Annotated in this window: 17 protein-coding genes; 8 read left to right on the top strand and 9 right to left on the bottom strand. The window is 69.3% G+C overall.

Translation table 11 applies throughout. From position 1 onward, the window contains the following. Positions 1 to 51 precede the first annotated feature (51 nt). The 3 genes from ACLJOO_RS13160 to ACLJOO_RS13150 all read right to left on the bottom strand — a co-directional run bounded on the left by ACLJOO_RS13160 (position 52) and on the right by ACLJOO_RS13150 (position 4832). The gene (locus ACLJOO_RS13160; protein WP_410787256.1) at positions 52 to 1413 is read right to left on the bottom strand and encodes an adenylate/guanylate cyclase domain-containing protein; all 1362 of its coding nucleotides are present in this window, start codon (positions 1411 to 1413) and stop codon (positions 52 to 54) included. Further along, positions 1406 to 3133 carry an FAD-dependent oxidoreductase gene (locus ACLJOO_RS13155; RefSeq protein WP_410787255.1) on the bottom strand — a complete coding sequence of 576 codons (1728 nt, stop codon included), beginning with the start codon at positions 3131 to 3133 and terminating at the stop codon, positions 1406 to 1408. Before ACLJOO_RS13155 ends, ACLJOO_RS13160 begins: the two co-directional genes overlap by 8 nt. Before the next feature lie 103 nt (positions 3134 to 3236). After that, positions 3237 to 4832 carry a M4 family metallopeptidase gene (locus ACLJOO_RS13150; RefSeq protein WP_410787254.1) on the bottom strand — a complete coding sequence of 532 codons (1596 nt, stop codon included), beginning with the start codon at positions 4830 to 4832 and terminating at the stop codon, positions 3237 to 3239. A gap of 168 nt (positions 4833 to 5000) precedes the next feature. On the opposite strand from ACLJOO_RS13150, the gene ACLJOO_RS13145 reads away from it, so the two are divergent. After that, complete coding sequence (locus ACLJOO_RS13145; protein ID WP_410787252.1) at positions 5001 to 6092, top strand: DNA polymerase domain-containing protein; 1092 nt, start codon at positions 5001 to 5003, stop codon at positions 6090 to 6092. A 65-nt stretch (positions 6093 to 6157) separates the two neighbouring features. Beyond that, the gene (locus tag ACLJOO_RS13140) at positions 6158 to 6628 is read left to right on the top strand and encodes a carboxymuconolactone decarboxylase family protein (RefSeq protein WP_410787251.1); all 471 of its coding nucleotides are present in this window, start codon (positions 6158 to 6160) and stop codon (positions 6626 to 6628) included. A 3-nt stretch (positions 6629 to 6631) separates the two neighbouring features. On the opposite strand, the gene ACLJOO_RS13135 is transcribed toward ACLJOO_RS13140, so the two are convergent. Then, a complete protein-coding gene (locus ACLJOO_RS13135) occupies positions 6632 to 7405 on the bottom strand; it encodes an SDR family oxidoreductase (protein WP_410787250.1) in 774 nt (257 codons plus the stop codon). 81 nt (positions 7406 to 7486) lie between these two features. After that, complete coding sequence (locus tag ACLJOO_RS13130; protein ID WP_410787248.1) at positions 7487 to 8263, bottom strand: SURF1 family protein; 777 nt, start codon at positions 8261 to 8263, stop codon at positions 7487 to 7489. Between the two features lie 78 nt (positions 8264 to 8341). Between ACLJOO_RS13130 and moaA the strand changes: the two genes are divergently transcribed. Next, positions 8342 to 9355: a GTP 3',8-cyclase MoaA gene (gene moaA, locus ACLJOO_RS13125; RefSeq protein WP_410788665.1), complete on the top strand. Its 1014-nt coding sequence runs from the start codon at positions 8342 to 8344 to the stop codon at positions 9353 to 9355. Positions 9356 to 9429: 74 nt separating this feature from the next. Here moaA and ACLJOO_RS13120 read toward each other — a convergent pair whose 3' ends face one another. Beyond that, positions 9430 to 9651 carry a hypothetical protein gene (locus ACLJOO_RS13120; protein WP_410787247.1) on the bottom strand — a complete coding sequence of 74 codons (222 nt, stop codon included), beginning with the start codon at positions 9649 to 9651 and terminating at the stop codon, positions 9430 to 9432. A 190-nt stretch (positions 9652 to 9841) separates the two neighbouring features. Next, positions 9842 to 10225 (bottom strand): DUF3099 domain-containing protein, encoded by a 384-nt coding sequence (locus ACLJOO_RS13115; protein WP_410787246.1) that lies wholly within the window; start codon positions 10223 to 10225, stop codon positions 9842 to 9844. 70 nt (positions 10226 to 10295) lie between these two features. Here ACLJOO_RS13115 and ACLJOO_RS13110 point away from each other — a divergent pair, with 70 nt between their 5' ends. Genes ACLJOO_RS13110 through ACLJOO_RS13090 form a run of 5 tightly spaced genes read left to right on the top strand, consistent with a single transcriptional unit; the run spans position 10296 to position 14649 of the window. Next, complete coding sequence (locus tag ACLJOO_RS13110) at positions 10296 to 10508, top strand: dodecin (protein WP_133788218.1); 213 nt, start codon at positions 10296 to 10298, stop codon at positions 10506 to 10508. A 60-nt stretch (positions 10509 to 10568) separates the two neighbouring features. Then, positions 10569 to 11273, top strand: a complete 705-nt coding sequence (gene fabG, locus ACLJOO_RS13105) for a 3-oxoacyl-[acyl-carrier-protein] reductase (protein WP_410787244.1) — start codon at positions 10569 to 10571, stop codon at positions 11271 to 11273. 22 nt (positions 11274 to 11295) lie between these two features. Then, on the top strand, positions 11296 to 12072 hold the full coding sequence (gene fabI / locus ACLJOO_RS13100; RefSeq protein WP_410787243.1) for an enoyl-ACP reductase FabI: 777 nt from the start codon (positions 11296 to 11298) through the stop codon (positions 12070 to 12072). 2 nt (positions 12073 to 12074) lie between these two features. Beyond that, positions 12075 to 13760 (top strand): Mur ligase family protein, encoded by a 1686-nt coding sequence (locus ACLJOO_RS13095; protein ID WP_410787242.1) that lies wholly within the window; start codon positions 12075 to 12077, stop codon positions 13758 to 13760. A gap of 40 nt (positions 13761 to 13800) precedes the next feature. Then, entirely contained in the window at positions 13801 to 14649 is an 849-nt protein-coding gene (locus tag ACLJOO_RS13090) for a hypothetical protein (RefSeq protein WP_410787241.1), read from the top strand. 3 nt (positions 14650 to 14652) lie between these two features. Here the strand turns inward: ACLJOO_RS13090 and ACLJOO_RS13085 are convergent, their stop codons facing one another. Further along, positions 14653 to 15426 carry a hypothetical protein gene (locus ACLJOO_RS13085; protein WP_410787239.1) on the bottom strand — a complete coding sequence of 258 codons (774 nt, stop codon included), beginning with the start codon at positions 15424 to 15426 and terminating at the stop codon, positions 14653 to 14655. Continuing rightward, a complete protein-coding gene (locus ACLJOO_RS13080) occupies positions 15423 to 15944 on the bottom strand; it encodes a SigE family RNA polymerase sigma factor (RefSeq protein WP_410787238.1) in 522 nt (173 codons plus the stop codon). Before ACLJOO_RS13080 ends, ACLJOO_RS13085 begins: the two co-directional genes overlap by 4 nt. Positions 15945 to 15989 lie beyond the last annotated feature (45 nt).

The following is a 15989-nucleotide window of genomic DNA, read 5'->3' as shown; positions in this document are numbered from 1 at the left end:
TGCGGTCCTTCCAAGGTCCAACACGTGAACACGGGCCGAAGGCAGGGGTGATCATTCGCCGCGCAATGCCAGCAGCTGGTAGACCTCGACCGGTTCGGCCTTTCCCTTCAGAGTGATCAGCCCGAGGGACTCGGTGCGGGCGTCCGGCAGCAACGCCTTCGTCGCCGGGCCGATTGCGACCGCCCCGCCCGGAGCCTTCCCCTCGATCCGCGACGCGACGTTCACGGTGTCCCCGATGACGGTATGCGTTCTCCCGCCCTCCGTCCCGAGCAGCGTCACGGACGCGATCCCGCTGTTGATCCCGACCCGGAACCGCGGCCAGCTCGGATGCGCTTTCAGTACGGCGGCCGCCGCCTCCTGCAACGCCAGTCCGGCCTCGGCTGCTCGTTGCGCGTGGTCCGGCTGGTCGCCGCGCTTGTTGAACGTGACCATCAACGCGTCGCCGATGATCCGGTCCACGACGCCGCCGTGCCGTTGGACGACCTCCGGTACGACGACCTGGAAGTACGTGTTGAGCATCGCCGTGACCTCGGACGGATCGTGCTGCTCCGAGAACGACGTGAACCCCTGCAGGTCCGCGAACAGCACGCTCAGTTCGCGCCGTCCCGACACCGTGTCCTCCTGGTACAGGTCCGCGAACCGCTCCTCGTACCACTGGATCCGGACCCCGGCGACGACCAGCACGAACGCGCCGAGCATCAGCACATGCCACTCCCACCACGACAACGCCCAGTTCCGGGCGAACACCAGTGCGACCATCGCCTCGCCGAGCAGTACGAACGCGGCGATCATCGACAGCAGCATCAGCGACGGCCGCGCCCACCACGTCCGCAGGTACCTCGCGGCGGCAACGCCGTACAGCAGAACCGTGGGTACGGCGAGCGCCGTGAGGATGCCGTCGGCAACTTCCGGGACGGACGTCGCGTGCAGCGGCCACAACCGCAGTACCGAAGCTGCCGCCCACAAGGCCATCAGCACGAGCAAACCGATCCGCAGCCGTCGCCCCCACGCGACTCCGGAGACGGTCAGGCTCGACAGGAACGCGAACACCGACGCCAGCGCGACACCCACCGGCGTCGCGAGCGTGAAACCGACATTCGGCGTGTCCAGCAGCACCTTCGGCGTCGCCAGCGCGTGCAGCCCCAGAAAGCCTGCCGCAGACAGGAATGCCAGCGACACGAACAGCACCCGCGCGTCACCTCGCCGCAGTGCAGCGGCGCCCGTCGTGTAGGCGAGTACGGCGCTCAGGGCGGCAGTCAGCAAGACCAGCCAGAAGTGCGCGGGATGATGCTCCCAATGCACGTCGAGCCGTGGCTGCTGCAACACCAGCGCGAGTCCCACGAGCGGCAACACCAGCACCAGCGCGGTCAGCCCGACCATCGCCGGCGTGTAGACGAACTTCCGCTCAGGCATCCGACCGGACCTTGAGGTGCGTGTGGATCTGCGAGACCACCACTGAACCCTCGCCGACCGCCGAAGCCACCCGCTTCACCGACTCGCACCGCACATCTCCGACCGCGAACAGCCCCGGCACGGTCGTCTCGTACGGCTGCGGCGGCCGATCCTCCGGCCACAAGGGATCCGCCGCGGCATCCGATCCGGTCAGCACGAACCCACGCGCGTCCCGCCCCACCTCGGACGGCAGCCACTCCGTACCGGGAACCGCTCCGATCATCACGAACAGCCCGTCGATCGGAACCGTCTCCTCGTCACCGGTCCGCCGATCCCGCAATACCACTTCCTGCAACCGGCCGTCGCCCCCGCCGCCGGTCACCTCGCTCGACGCCCGTACGACGACGTTGTCGGCGGCATCGATCGCGTCGATCAGGTACTGCGACATGCTCGCCGCCAGGTCCTCGCCACGGATCACCAGCAGCACCCGGCGGCAGTACCGCGCCAGGTGCAGGACCGCCTGCCCGGCCGAGTTCCCGCCACCGACCACGCAGGCGTCCCGATCCTGCAACCCATGCGCCTCCGAGACGCTCGCGCCGTAGTACACCCCGGCCCCCACGAGCTTCTCCAGCGACGGTACGTCGAGCCGCCGGTAGGACACGCCGCTCGCCAGCACGACGGCTCGCGCCGTGACCTCACCCACTGCGCCGATGGTGGCGACGAACCGATCGCCCCGTTTCTCCAGCCGCTCCACCGTCCGCATCAGCACGAAGTGCGCCCCGAACACCCACGCCTGCTGGTAGCCGCGCTGCGCCAGCTCCGACCCGCGAATGCCGCGCGAGAACCCGAGATAGTTGCGGATCAGCGAACTCGTCCCGGCCTGCCCACCGATCGACTCACGTTCCACGACGAGCGTCCGCAATCCCTCGGACGACCCGTACACGGCCGCCGCCAGCCCGCCCGGTCCGGCCCCGACGACCAGCAGGTCGAACGACCGGTCCGCGTCAGGGGCCAGCGAGGTCGGGACGCCCCACGCCTCGGCGATCTCCGCGTCGGTCGGATCGTGCAGGACCGCACCGCCCACCGCCGGCATCCACACCAGCACCCCGTCGCCGGGATCCGGCTCCCCGATGAACTCGAGTACGTCGTTCGCGAGCGCCGAACCGCTCTCCCGGAACGCGCTCGGGATCCCGTTGCGGGCCAGCAGACTGCGCACGGCCTGGCCGCGCACCGACGTACCGGCCGCGATCACGACCACCTCACGGAGGTTGGCGACCTCGTACCGCGACCACTCCTGGACGAACTCGGCCACCGTGCGGTGGAACAGCTCGTCGTGCGCGATCCACGGTTTCAGCACGTAGTAGTTGATGTCGCCGACCGACATCGCGGTCAGGATCGCCGACGCCGTCGTACGCTCCGCCCAGGCACCCCACTCGATCAGCAGCGCCCGCCGAGCGTCCGGGTGCAACGTCCGCGACGCCGCGAGAATCTCGGCCCGGTCGTCGTCGGGCAGCGCATGGTCGACCATCACCACGGCGACCCGCTGCTCCCACTCGTGCGCACGCCGTAGACAGTCCAGCGCGGCCGCCGCCGTCAGCTCGCCGCGGACCCGGAAGTCCGCGCCGAAGCCGCGATCCAACTCGGTCTCGCACCGCTCCAGACGCTCCGGGTCAGCGTCGACGACCAGCAGTACCGGCCGCGCTGAACGTAGCCGCGGCCCATCCCCGGGCACCCCACCCATGTGTGTGACGGTAGGTGCGCACAAACCGGGTGGCAATGGTCAAAACGTTTGTTCACCGGTCCTGTCCGCCCCAGTGGGACAGGACCGGTGAACTCTCAGGTTGTCAGTTCACGCTGACAGCGGACCAGGTGGCGGCGACGGCGGCCCGCTCGGGGCTGCTGGCGCCGTACAGGTCGGTGGCCGCGTTGAGCGTCGCGGTCCGGGCCTGCGCGTACGTCGTACCGCTGGTCATGTACGTCGACAGCGCGCGGAACCAGATCTTGCCGAGCTTGTCGTGGCCGATGCCGTTCAGCGTCGTGCCGTTGCAGGTCGACCCGTTGTGCGGCAGACCGCCGATCGTCTTGGCCCCGGTGCCCTCGGCGAGCAGGTAGGCGAAGTGGTTCGCGACGCCGGAGGAGTAGTGCACGTCGAGGTTGCCGACACCGGAGGACCAGCAGTCGGCGGAGTTGCCGTCCTTGCTCGGCTTGTCCATGAACCGCAGGGCCGGGCGGTCCTTCATGATCTCCTCGCCGATGTAGTAGTCACCGGGGTCGGAGGCGTTGTTCGAGTAGAACTCGACGAGCGTGCCGAAGATGTCGCTGGTCGCCTCGTTCAGGCCGCCGGACTCACCCGAGTAGGTGAGGTTCGCGGTGTGCTCGGTGACGCCGTGGGACATCTCGTGGCCGGCCACGTCGATCGAGACCAGCGGACCCGCCACGACGTTGTCGCCGTCGCCGTACGTCATCTGCTTGCCGTCCCAGAACGCGTTGACGTAGTTGGAGCCGTAGTGCACGCGGCTCGGGACGCCCTTGCCGTCGCCGAAGATCCCGTTCCGGCCGTGCACGTTCTTGTAGTAGTCGTACGTCGTCGCGGCGCCGTAGTGGGCGTCGACGGCGGCCGAGGCGCGGTCCGTGTTGACGCCGGTGCCCCAGTGGTTGTCCGCGTCGGTGAAACGGGTCGGGGCCGTGCAGCCGAAGCCGAAGAGCTGGCACAGGAGCGAGTCGGTCTTGTTGTTCGCGTCGGCGGTGTAGCCGCCGCCACGGGTCGCGTCGGTCAGCGTGAAGCCGCCGGTCGCGGTCGAGGTCTGGAGCGGCACGGTCCCGCTGTACAGGCTCTTGCCGTCGCCGGTCGCGGTCTCGATGTGCTGCTCGCTGACCAGCTTCGCGCCGGTCAGGGCGTCCACCGTCGTCGTGATGCGGCTCGGCGTACCGTCGGCCTGGGTGCCGACCGCCGTGACCAGGTAGGCCAGCCGCGGCGCGCCCTTGCGGGCCTCGATCACCAGACTCGGCTTGCCGTCGGCCTTCAGACCCTTGGCGAGCGCCTTCGTGGCCGCGGTCGCGCTGCTGACCTTCGGCGTACGGGCGACGTTCGCGCTCCTGCCCAGCGACAGGCTGGCGCCCTTGAAGGCGCCGTCCTTGGTCTGGTGCACGACCACGTCGCCGCCGAGGACCGGGAGGCCCCCGATCGTGCGGTCCATCCGGACGTGGCTGGAGCCGTCCTTGTCGACGATCACGTCCTTGACCACGAACGCGTCGGCCGTCGTGGCCCGCAACGCGGGAAGGTTGCTGCTGATCGCCTCCTTGGCCTTGGCGACGGCCGCGGCGGGCGTGGGGACAGGGGAGGCCGTTGGCGCACCGGTTGCTGTGGTGGCACTGGTCAGTCCGAGGGCGGTAGCGGTCACCACTGCGGTGGCAGCGGCGATCAGGGCGGATCTGTTCATCCTCGCGCTCCTTGTCAGGTGTCCCGGGGGCCTCACGCCCCAGGAACGAGGTGCAGGAACGTTACCGCCCGGTCACCTACCGTGGCCAGAGCTCGAGAAAAGTTGCCTTTCCCGTGCGCCCAACGGAAATCCTGCGGATTTGTCCCGCCGGAGCGATACGGTCACCGCATGGCGAAGAGCACAGCGGTGATGCTCACCGTGGGGGACCGGGAGGTCCGGGTGTCCAGCCCCGATCGGGTGGCCTACGAGGCGACCGACTGGGCTCCGGAGGTCACCAAACTGCAGGTCTGCGAGTACTTCACCGCGGTGGCTCCCGCGTTCATGCGGGCGTCGGGCGACCGCCCGGTCGCATTGGAACGCTGGCCCGGCGGGTGGCGCGAAGGTATGACGCTGTCGGTGGACGCGACCGGCCGCCAGACGGGGGACGGCTTCTACTCGAAGCGCCTCCCGAAGGGCGCGCCCGACTGGCTCGAGACCTGCCGCGTGCTGACTCCGAACGCACGCCCGATCGACGAACTGTGCCTGAGCGAGCCTGCGGCCGCGGTGTGGGCGGCGCAGATGGGCACGCTGACCTTCCACCCGTGGGCTGTCCGCAAGAGCGATCTCGACCGCCCCGACGAGCTGCGTATCGACCTCGATCCGCAGCCCGGCGCGACCTTCGCCGACGCGCGGCGGGTGGCCGGCGTCGCCCGTGAACTCCTCGAGGAGCTCGGCCTGCGGGGGTATCCGAAGACCAGCGGCAACCGAGGCATCCACATCTACGTCCGGATCCGTCCGGAGTGGAGCTTCGACGAGGTCCGGCACGCCGCGATCGGCCTCGGCCGCGAGCTCGAACGCCGCGACGACGGCGTGACCACCGCCTGGTGGAAGGAGGAACGCGGCGAGGCCTCGATCTTCCTGGACTTCAACCAGAACCTCCGCGACCGCACCGTCGCGGGCGCCTGGTCGCTCCGGCCGCGGCCGGGGGCGCCGGTGAGTACGCCGATGACCTGGGAGCGGCTCGCCGAGGTCGACGATCCGCGGGCGTTCAACCTGCACACGGTTCCGGAGTACCTCGCCGACGGCGACCCGTGGGCGGACATGGACGACACGGCATACCCGCTGGAGCCGTTGCTGCGGCTCTGGGACGAGCTTCCCGGCGGCGAGCTGAACTTCCCGCCGGACTACCCGAAGATGCCGGGCGAGCCGCCGCGGGTCCAGCCGAGCAAGAAGGTCGCCGAGCACTGGGACGAGCAGGGCAACCGGATCGCGCCCGACTGACACTTTGCGGGGCTGCCTCGTCGGATGGGTGTCAACGTACTCATTCGCAAGGAGAGATACCTGTTATGGACGCTCGTCTGGATCTGTTCACCAACCCCGTCCTCGGCAAGTTCATCAAGCACCTCAACACCGCAGCCCGGGTCGCGCTGGACGCCGGCGTACCGCTGGCCACGCTCGAGCTGGTCGAGCTACGGGTCAGCCAGATCAACGGCTGCGCGTACTGCGTCGACATGCACTCGAAGGATCTCGCGCACCACGGCGAGACCTCCGTCCGGATCAACCTCGTCGCGACGTGGCGCGAAGCCACCGTCTACACCGAGGCGGAACGGGCCGCGCTCGCGCTTGCGGAAGCCGGCACCCGGATCGCCGACTCCGCCGGAGTTCCCGACGACGTGTGGCTGAACGCCGCCAAGCACTACGACGAGGAGCAACTGGGCGCCCTGATCGCGGCCGTGGCCGGGATCAACACCTGGAACCGCATCAACGTCATCACCCAGCAGCCCGCCGGCGATTACGTCCCCGGTCAGTGGGGCTGAGCCTCAGAAAGTACGGAGGGCGCCACCGTCGATGGGGATGATGGCGCCGGTCAGGTACGACGCCGCGGGGGAGAGGACGAACGCCGCAACCCGGCCGAACTCTTCGGGGGTCCCGTAGCGGCGCAACGGGATGGTCTTCTCCGAGGCCCGCCGGGCCGCGTCGGGGTCGCCGCCGCGAGCATCGAGCTCCTTCAGGCGGTCGGTCGCGATCCGGCCCGGCATCAGGCCGTTCACCCGCATCCCGTTCGGTCCGAGCTCGTCGGCGAGTGTCTTCGCCACCATCGCGAGGCCGGGCCGCAGACCGTTCGAGATCGCCAGGCCGGCGATCGGGGACTTCACCGACGACGAGAGCACGAACGCGATCGAGGTGTCCTCGGCGCCGGCCCGCGCGACCGCGCGAGCGATCCGCAGCCCGCCGAGGAACACGCTGTCGAACGCCGACCGCCAGTCCTCCTCGTCGGTGTCCAGCGCGGTCCCGGCCTTCGGTCCGCCGACGCTGATCAGGGCGCCGTGCAGTTCGCCCCACTTGGCGATCGCGGTCGCGGCCAGTCGCTCCGCGCTGTCCGGGTCGGCGTTGTCGACCGGAATCCCGACGACGTTCCCGCCGAGCCCTGGCAGCGCGTTCAGCTCCGCAGCGGCCCGCGTGATCGACTCCTCGTTGCGGCTGGAGATCACCAGCCGGGCGCCTTCGGCGGCGAGCGCCTTGGCCGTGGCGAAGCCGAGTCCGGCACTCGCGCCGGTGACGATATAGGTGCGATCACGCAGTCCGAGGTCCACAACACCATCCTGCCCCACCGCACCCCGTGGCGCATCTCGTGCCCACGGCAAGAACCGTCGTTGCGCAAGGCAACGAGCAGCTCAGGCGTGTGCCGCGGGTCGTTCGGCGGCTTCGGGCTCCTGTTCTGCGGGCTTGGCGGCGGTCGCCTGCTGCCGGGAGAAGTACACGAGTCCGCCGAGGGCAAGCAGTGCGAAGAAGAACCACTGCAGGGCGTAGAAGAAGTGCGGCCCGTCGTCGATCTCCGGGCCCGGGAACGAGCCGAACGCCGGGTCGTTCGCCGGCTCCTGCTTGTCCACGGTGACGTAGCCGTCGTACAAGTTCAGCCCGAGAACCTTCGCGTAGTCCGGGCCGTTGATGAGTCGCGCCGTACCGTCGTCCGGCGTTCCGCCGTTCGTGTGGCCGCCGCGTTCGCTGCGCTGCAGGCGGCCGGTGACGGTCACCTCGCCGGGCGGTATGGCGGGGACGTGAAGCGGCATCAGCTCCGAGCTCTGCCGGGCGAGGAACCCGCGGTCGACCAGCACCGCCTTCCCGTCCGCGAGCACCAGGGGCGTCACGATCTCGAAGCCCGGCTTGTCCTGGACATTGCGGTACTTCAGGATCACCTGCTTCGAGGCGTCGTACCGCCCGGAGAGCACGACGGTGCGCCAGGCGTGCTGGTCGCCGACGACGCCCGGGGGACCGAGGATCTGGTCGATCGGGGCCGCCGGGGCGGCCAGGTTGGTCCGGGTCACCGTGTTGCGCGCCTTGCGCTCGTCGAGGCGGTGCAGCTGCCAGCGACCGAGCTCCACGCACACGCCGGCGAGTGCGATGACGGCCAGCGCGGCGACGATCCAGCGGATGTTCATGAGGCGACGCACGTCTCGAACTTAAGCCATGCCCTGAAACGACCGACGCGCGGCACGTACGCTGGGGTCGTGACAGCGATCCAGACGGCGATGATCCAGGACGGGACGCGAACCGGTCTGGCGGACCACTACGGCCGGACCGCGACCGACCTGCGGGTGTCGCTCACGGACCGTTGCAATCTGCGCTGCACCTACTGCATGCCGGAAGAGGGCCTGGACTGGCTCGCGAAGCCCGAACTGCTCACCGACGACGAGGTCGTCCGCCTGGTATCGGTCGCGGTCACGCACCTGGGCGTGCACGAGATCCGCTTCACCGGCGGCGAACCGCTGCTCCGGCGCGGTCTGGTCGACATCGTCGCCCGTACGACGGAACTCGCGCCCCGCCCCGAGGTGTCGCTGACCACCAACGGCATCGGCCTCGCCCGGCAGGCCGTCGCTCTGAAGGACGCCGGCCTGGACCGGGTGAATGTGAGCCTCGACACCGTCGACCAGGAAACGTTCAAGAAACTGGCCCGGCGGGACCGTTTGCACGACGTCATCGCGGGGCTGGAGGCCGCGCACGACGCCGGCCTGACGCCGGTGAAGGTCAATGCGGTCCTCATGCGCGGCGTGAATGACGCGGATGCGCCGCAATTGCTGGAGTTCTGCCTCGAGCGCGGCTATGAACTGCGGTTCATCGAGCAGATGCCGCTGGACGCGCAGCACGGCTGGGACCGGACGACGATGATCACCGCCGACGAGATTCTCGCCCAACTGACTGAGCGGTTCCACCTGACGCCGGACGACGCGTCGAAACGCGGCAGTGCGCCGGCCGAGTCGTTCCTGGTCGACGGCGGACCGCAAACGGTCGGCATCATCGCGTCCGTGACGCGCCCGTTCTGCGGCGACTGCGACCGGGTCCGGCTGACGGCCGACGGACAGGTCCGGGATTGCCTGTTCGCGCGCACCGAGTCCGATCTGCGGACCGCGCTACGGAACGGCGCCGACGACGCCGAACTGGCGGACCGCTGGCGTCGCGCGATGCTCAACAAACTTCCGGGTCACGGCATCAACGACCCGAGCTTCCTGCAACCCTCCCGGCCGATGTCCGCGATCGGCGGTTGAGTGCCCGGAGCGGAGCTCCCAATCCCATGCTGTTCCGGCCCAATCCGGAAATACAGTTTTTCGCTACGTCGCATTCATCCGCTGAATGGCTCGACCGACCGCAGGAATGACCTGCGGTCGAGGAAGTCGGACAAGCTGTCCTTGTGTTCGTCGCAGGCCAGCCAGGTCTTGCGCCGGTCGGGCGTGTGGATCTTCGGGTTGTTCCACAGCAGCGCCCAGGTGGCAGGGTTCCCGCAGCCCCTGGCGGAGCAGGCGCTCGGCAGGGTCGGTGCAGTCGGTGCGGCTTCTTCAGTCATCCGCGGGTGTCATTCCTCTGCATTCCTGATGCCTCAATAATCAATAGCCTGGGCAAAATGAAGCGACGTCGGACAGCCACGGGGGGAGCCGTCCGACGCCGCATCAAGTCCCTGAATTCCACTCATGAACTTCAGAGCACGCGGGAGATTCTGACACGGATCAGTCCAAGTTTTCCAGTCCCGGCCAAGATCACTTTTCGGTGTCGGCCGGACGGTCCTGAGAAGTGTCCCGAGGAGTGTCCCGGGAAGTGTCATCGTCAGCGGGTACGACGACCGTCGGACGCTCCCCGATCGAGGGCCTCGCGGGCGCCACGTACGGGTCCGCGGCGGGTGTCGTCACGGACCGATGGGCGTTCGCCAGCACCACCGCGAAGTACGGCAACGCGATCGCGCCGACCACGAAAGCCCAGCGCCACGGCGACGGGGTGATGACGGCGAGCACGAAGCAGACGATCCGGATCGACATCATCCACGCGTAGCGCGCGATCCGGCTGTCCAGGTCCGCGGACCGGCCGGGCTGCGCACTCGTCACCGAGATGACCGTCGCGTCGCTCCGCTCATGGCGTTTCGACATCTATCCTCCTCACAAGCAACGGTACGCCGCGCTGATCGCCCCGGCGCAGCCAGGCAGGGAGGAATGTGAAATGACCGACCGCACCTACCGCGTCACCGAGATCGTGGGCACGTCGAAGGAGGGGCTGAACCAGGCGATCACCAACGGGATCGCCCGCGCCGGGGAGACGCTGCGGCACCTCGACTGGTTCGAGGTCAGCGAGATCCGCGGACACATCGAGGACAACCAGATCGACCACTACCAGGTGACCATGAAGGTCGGCTTCCGCCTCGAAGACTCCTAAGTCGGAATCCCCGCACCCGGTGGGATAGCGTTCCTCCGTCCGGCGATGTGAGGAGGGCTTGTGGGTAGGTCTGTGTTGGTGACCGGCGGTAGCCGGGGGATCGGGCTGGCGATCGCGACCGCGTTCCAGGAGGCGGGCGACCAGGTCGCAGTCACGTACAACACGAGTCCGCCGCCGGAGGGCTTCCTCGGGGTGAAATGCGACATCACCGACCAGGAGCAGGTCGACGCCGCCTTCGACACGATCGCCGAGCAGCACGGGCCGGTCGAGGTGCTGGTGGCGAACGCCGGCATCACCCGCGACACGCTGCTGCTGCGGATGTCCGACGACGACTGGGACTCGGTGATCGAGACCAACCTCACCGGGTCGTTCCGGGTCGCCCGCCGCGCCGCCAAGGGCATGCTGCGGCTGCGCAAGGGCCGGATTGTGTTCATCTCCTCCGTGGTCGGCCTGCTCGGCTCACCCGGCCAGGTGAACTACGCGGCCAGCAAGTCCGGCCTGATCGGCATGGCCCGCTCGATCGCCCGCGAGCTGGGCAGCCGCGGCATCACCGCGAACGTGGTCGCTCCCGGCTTCGTCGAGACCGACATGACCGCGGTCCTGCCGGAAGAGACCCAGAAGCAGTACCTGAGCCAGATCCCGCTCGGCCGTTTCGGCTTGACCGAGGAGATCGCGAACGCGGTCCGCTGGCTGTCGTCGGAGGAGGCCGGCTACATCACCGGCGCGGTGATCCCGGTCGACGGCGGCATCGGCATGGGCAACTGAAAATCACTGATCTAGAAAGGTAATGCCGGTGGGCATCCTCGACGGCAAGCGGATCCTGGTCGCCGGAGTCACCCTCGACTCGTCGATCGGCTTCGCGACGGCCAAGGTGGCGCAGGAGCAGGGCGCGACCGTGCTGATCTCGAACTTCGGCCGCGCGCTGAGCATCACCAAGCGGATCGCGAAACGCCTGCCGACCGAGCCTCCGGTGCTGGAGCTCGATGTCACGAACGCGGAGCACCTGGCCGCGCTGCCCGAGGCCGTGCGTGAGCACGTCGACGGTCTGGACGGGGTCGTGCACTCGATCGCGTACGGCAACCCGGAGACGATCCTCGGCGGCAAGTTCCTCGACGGACCGTGGGAGGACGTGGCGCAGGCCGTCCACGTGTCGGCGTACAGCCTGAAGGCGCTGGCCGTGACCTGCGCGCCGCTGATGAGCCGCGGCAGCAGCGTGGTCGGGATGACCTTCGACGCGACCGTGGCCTGGCCCGGGTACGACTGGATGGGGGTGGCGAAGGCCGCGCTCGAGTCCACGAGCCGGTATCTGGCGCGCGACCTCGGCGCCCAGGGCATCCGCTGCAACCTGGTGTCAGCCGGTCCGCTGAAGACCCTGGCCGCGAAGGCGATTCCGGGCTTCGAGAAGTTCGAGGAGCCGTGGCTGGACCGCGCCCCGCTGGGCTGGGACCCGTCCGACCTGGAGCCGACCGGGCGCACCATCGTCGCGCTGCTCAGTGACTTCTTCCCCGCGACCACCGGCGAGATCGTGCACGTCGACGGCGGCTACCACGCGATGGGTGCGTGATAGTGGCTACATCGCTGGTTGAGCTCCGCGTTCTCGACGGTGCCAATCTCTACTTCAGCCGGGCCGCGATCAAGCTGACGCTGGACGTGTCGGCGATCGCGGACGCGCCTGCTCCGGCGGCGAAAGCGTACGGACAGGCGATCGGTCTCGGCGCCACCCGGCCCGGCCGGATCGGGTCCGGGTTCCGGCAGCGGTTCGCGATCCGGGTCGTCGGTCACGTCGTACGGCGGATCGCCCGGGACGCCGGGATCGGACGGATCGGCGTCCGGGTCCGCCCGGAGTCCGACGTACGGCGGCTCGTGGTGGCGTTCCCGTGGGCGCACGAAGGACGCGCGCGGGCGCTCGGGGCGGCGATCGTCGAGGTGCTGGACGCGTTCGGTGCCGAAGATTTGAGCGAGCTGATCCACACCGTCGGGGAGCGGGTCCGGGACGAGCCGCCGGGCAACCCGCCGCCGACGCTGCGGCCGAAGGTGCCGGTGGTCGCGGTGACCGGGACGAACGGCAAGACGACGACGTCGCGGATGATCGCGCACATCGGGCGGGCCGCGGGACTGCACGTCGGCTGGTCGAGCACCGATGGCGTGTACTTCGACGGCGAACTGGTGAAGTACGGCGACTTCTCCGGGCCGAGCGGCGCCGGGCAGGTGCTGTCCCAGCCGGGCATCCAGCTCGCGGTGACCGAGACCGCCCGCGGCGGGATCCTGCGCCGCGGGATCGGCGTCGCGTACAACGACGTCTCGGTGGTCACCAATGTCAGCGCGGACCATCTCGGCCTGGGCGGGATCGACACCGTCGACCAGCTCGCCGAGGTGAAGGCGGTGATCACGCAGATCACCCGGCCGCGGGGCTGGTGCGTGGTGAACGGCGACGATCCGCGGACGTTCGCGATGCGGCTCGGCTCGCCGGCGAAGTGCTGGGTGTTCTCCCGTGACCCCGACTCGCCGTCGATCCGGACCGTGCTCGACGAGGGCGGCCGGGCGACGACGGTGCTCGACGGGTACGTGACCGTTCTCGACCAGTCGCGCGATCCGGAGCCGTTGCTCAAGGTCGTCGACGTACCGATGACGCTGTCCGGCCTGTCGCACTACAACGTCGAGAACACCCTGGCCGCGGCGTCGGCGGCGCTCGGCCTCGGGCTGCCGCGGGCGGCGGTGATCGAGGGCCTGAGCACGTTCGCGCCGAACGAGAACAACCCCGGCCGGATGAACATGTACTCGCTGCGCGACTTCACCGTCGTCATCGACCTCGCGCACAACGAGGCCGGGCTGGAGGCGCTGCTCGAGATCATGAACGGCGTCCGGCCGGCCGGCGGGCGGCTGATGCTGGCGCTCGGATCGCCGGGAGACCGGGCCGACGACATGGTCGCGGCGCTCGGTGCGATGGGTGCGCGGGGGACTGACCGGATCGCGATCGGCCACAAGAGCGACTACCTGCGCGGACGGCCGCCGGCGGAGCTCGAGGCGGTGTTCCGCGAGGGCGCCGCGTCGGTCGGCGTGGACGACGTACCGGCGTTCCCGACCGAGCTCGCCGCGGCGCAGGCATTGGTTGCCGAGGCGCGGGCGGGGGATGTGGTGGCGGTCATGTCTCTTCAGGATCGGGCGAGTCTTGACGGCTGGTTGCGGTCCGAGGGAGCTACTGTCGACACACCGGAGACCTTGAAGAGCAAGGTCGAGAGAGCCCAGCACTAGCCCCTTCCGCCCTTGGTTGGGGTGGGAACGGGGTTGTGTGATGCGCTACCTGTGGTCGGTTCCGGCCGCGGTGGTCGCCTGGTTCGTGGGCGGCTTCTCCGCAACGTATCTGAAGGGGCTGCCGGAAGGTACGACGTACTTCGTGCCGCCGCGGATCGATCTGGTGGTGCTCGGTGGGATCGCCGGCGGCGTGCTGGCCGGGCTGTTGATCGGGCGGATCCGGATCGCCGTACCGGTCGTGCTGATCGTTGCCGCGGGCATGTGGTGGCTGACCGGGAACTCGTTCGGCGAGCAGCTGTTGGTCACGTTGCTGATGGCAAGCGCTCTCGGCGGGTTCTTCGGTGCCCTGGGCACCCGGAGCACGGTAGTCGCGGCGTTCGCGCTGGCGCTGCCGGTGGCCTGGACCGCGCTGCGGCCGGCCGAGCAGCTGACTGACTGGCGGTGGCTGTGGCAGTTGAACGGCCTGCTGGTCGGCGCCGGCCTCGCGGTGCTGCTGTACGTCGCGTGCTGGAAGCGCGGCTGGCGGTCTGTGGGGTCGTGGATCCCGCTGACCGGGTTCTACCTGGCGTGCTTCGGCATCGTCGCGTCGGTCCGGCTGGTGAGCCAGTCGACCGGGAAGCCGATGGACGCGGTCGGCGACGCGTCAACGGAGGCGTTCTTCCAGTCGTTCGAGCCGCTGCTGCGCGAGTACTGGCCGTGGATGGTGGTCGGCGTCCTGCTCGCGATCCCGATGGTCGCGCTCAAGCTCCGCGCCCTCCCGCCGCCACCGCCGCCCGCGGACCCGTACGCCGACAAGTCGAACGACGCCGTACTCTCCGACGACCTCGACTGGATCGACCAGGAAGAACCCCGCCGCCGCCTTCTGGCACGCCGCCAGCCCGCCTCCTGAGAGTCAGCTTGGGCTGGGCGCGGGCTGCCCGGTGGCAGTCAGCGGCGTCACTGCGGTGAGATCGGATTCGGCGGCGTCGATCACCAGTGCGAAGAACCTGAACCGGCTGCTGTTCGGCGTACCGATCGCGTCCGTGGTGTAGGTCTTGCCGCCGGCGCTGATCCGGACCTTGCGTGCCTCGGCGGACACCGCGCCCATGACCATCGTGAAGTGCATCGGGGACGACAGGTTCGGTACGACCGCCGGGATGGTCCGGTACTGGGCCCGCTGGTCCGGCTGCCAGTTCTCGTAGAAGCAGTCCTTGGTACCGCCGAAGGCCTTCGCGGGGCCTTCGTCGGTGACGACGAGGCAGCCGCGGCTGTAGTAGGACGCGACCGCCCAGCTCTCGTTGGGGATGCTGCCGCGGGCGACATAGAAGGCGGGTGCGTACTTGAGCGAGTCCGGCTGCGTCGTGAACGCCTCCTTGTCGGACCACGGCTCGGGCAGCGGGGTGTAGCCGAACCCGAGGTTCTGGGTTGCCATCACTCGTGTGGGGCTCGGCGAGGGAGTCGCGACACCGGGCTCTGCGGACCGGGTCGAGCCCAGGACCGAGCTCACCACGATGACCGCGGCCGTCGCGGCCGTCGCGCACACGGCAGCGGCCGTCGTACGGCGACGCACCTGGCGGCGCTTGATCCGCAGCCGCACCGTGGCCGCGGGGTCTGCGGGTTCGGGACGTTCGTCCGTGAGCACTGCGAGCTTGGCGCCCAGATCGTCGGGCAGGCGGTCGAGGTTCACGAGATGCCCCTTTCGGTCAGGTCGGCCAGTTCGTCCGGAGTGGCGAACGTGATGTCGGCGCGGAGCGCCTCCAGGCCCCGGCGGGTGTGCTGTTTCACGGCGCCCACCGAGCAGCCGAGGACCTCCGCGACAGTGCGCTCGGACAGGTCCTCGGCGTATCGGAGGTAGACGGCAGCGCGTTGTCGTGGGCTGAGGCGCGCCATCGCCTGGCGGAGCGCGAGGCGCTCGTCCACCTGGGCGGTGCCGGGGTCGACGACCGCTTCCGGTGGTGCGTCCGTGGGGCGTTCGCCGAGCCAGCGGCGGCGGCGACCGGACAGGAAACCGCTGGCGACGATCTTTCGCAGGTAGGCCTCGGGGTTCCCGTTCTGCAGCTTCCGCCAGTGGAACCAGAGTTTGGTGAACGCGTCCTGCGCCAGGTCCTCCGCCTTCTGATGGTCCAGGGTGAGCGCGTAGGCGAGTCGCGCGGTCGCGGTCCACCGCGCCCGAACGAACTCGTCGAAGTCATGCTCGGCTCTCATCGGCACACCCCTTAGAACGCCCTGGACAGCGTTGCAGGGTGACAG

Source organism: Kribbella sp. C-35 (genome assembly GCF_046549195.1).
Lineage (GTDB): Bacteria > Actinomycetota > Actinomycetes > Propionibacteriales > Kribbellaceae > Kribbella.
Note: the sequence above shows the minus strand (reverse complement) of the source record. Positions and strands in the feature narration are given on the sequence as shown.